The sequence below is a fragment of the Agromyces binzhouensis genome (assembly GCF_004135055.1).
Taxonomy (GTDB): Bacteria; Actinomycetota; Actinomycetes; order Actinomycetales; family Microbacteriaceae; genus Agromyces; species Agromyces binzhouensis.
Genome location: NZ_SDPL01000630.1, coordinates 1 through 1,230, shown reverse-complemented (window position 1 = coordinate 1,230; position 1,230 = coordinate 1). Strand labels below are relative to the sequence as shown.

Annotated in this window: 1 protein-coding gene and 1 pseudogene; both read left to right on the top strand. The window is 75.9% G+C overall.

All coding sequences use genetic code 11. From position 1 onward, the window contains the following. Window positions 1-409: pseudogene (locus ESO86_RS19470) on the top strand (primosomal protein N'); the annotation flags it as partial. Between the two features lie 17 nt (window positions 410-426). Next, window positions 427-1,230, top strand: an 804-nt coding sequence (gene fmt, locus ESO86_RS17240) for a methionyl-tRNA formyltransferase (RefSeq protein WP_129235990.1), incomplete at its 3' end; no start/stop codon positions are given.

Below are 1,230 nucleotides of genomic sequence, written 5' to 3'. Positions count from 1 at the left end.
GCCCGGGTCGCCCGTGTTCCTCGTCGGCGTCGGCGGCGCGCTCGGCACCGCGCTCGCGACCTGGCGGCAGCCCGCGTGGGCGGCCGAGGAGCTCGAGACGCGTCGCACCCTCCGGTTCCCTCCTGCGGTGCGGATGGCGTCGGTCGTGTCCTCGCACGACCGCCTCGCCGCGGCGCTCGAACGCGTGGGCACGATCGACGGCGTCGACGTGCTCGGTCCCACTGCGATCGACGAGGCGCTCGAACGGGCGATCGTGCGATTCGGCTACGGCGCCGGAGCCGAGGTCGCCCAGCGACTGAAGGGCGAGGCGATCCGCGCCGCGACCGAGCGCCGGCGACCGGTCGCGGGGCGTCGGCCCGGACGTCCGCCGGTGGTCCGCGTCCGGATGGACGACCCCGACCTCCCGTGACACTGGGACAATGGGGTGTGCCCCACCTCCGGATCGTGTTCGCTGGAACCCCCGCCGTCGCCGTGCCCACCCTCGAACGACTCCAAGCGTCCGGCCACGAGGTGGTCGGCGTCGTGACGCGGCCGCCTGCTCCGCTCGGCCGCAAGCGCGTGCTGACGCCCTCGCCCGTCGCGCAGGCCGCCGAGCGCATGGGCCTCCCGGTGATCGACGCCGCTCGGCTCGACGCCGAGGCGACCGGACGCATCGCGGCGCTCCGTCCCGACCTCGGCGTGGTGGTCGCCTACGGCGGCCTGGTCCGGGAGCCGCTCCTCTCGATGCCGGCGCACGGCTGGATCAACCTGCACTTCTCGGCACTGCCGTCCTGGCGCGGCGCCGCACCCGTCCAGCGCGCGATCATCGCCGGCGACGCCGAGCTCGGCGCGAGCGTGTTCCGGCTCGTGCCCGAGCTCGACGCGGGTGACGTCTACGCGTCGCGCACGCGTCCGGTCGAGCCGGGCGAGACGGCCGGTGCGGCGCTCGAATCGCTCGCCGTGACCGAGGCGGAGCTCGTGCTGCAGGTCGTGGATGCGATCGCGGCCGGCAGCGCCGTCGCGACCCCCCAGGCGGGCGAGCCGTCGTTCGCGCCCAAGCTCGGGATCGAGGACGGCCGGATCGACTGGACCCGCTCGACCGCCGAGGTCGACGCCCGCATCCGCGGCGTCACGCCCGAGCCGGGCGCGCACACCGAGGTCGACGGCACCCGGCTGAAGGTGCTCGACGCGGCGCCCGAACCTGACGGAGCCGAGGCGCCGCGACTCGGGCCGGGCGAGCTCCGGCTCGAC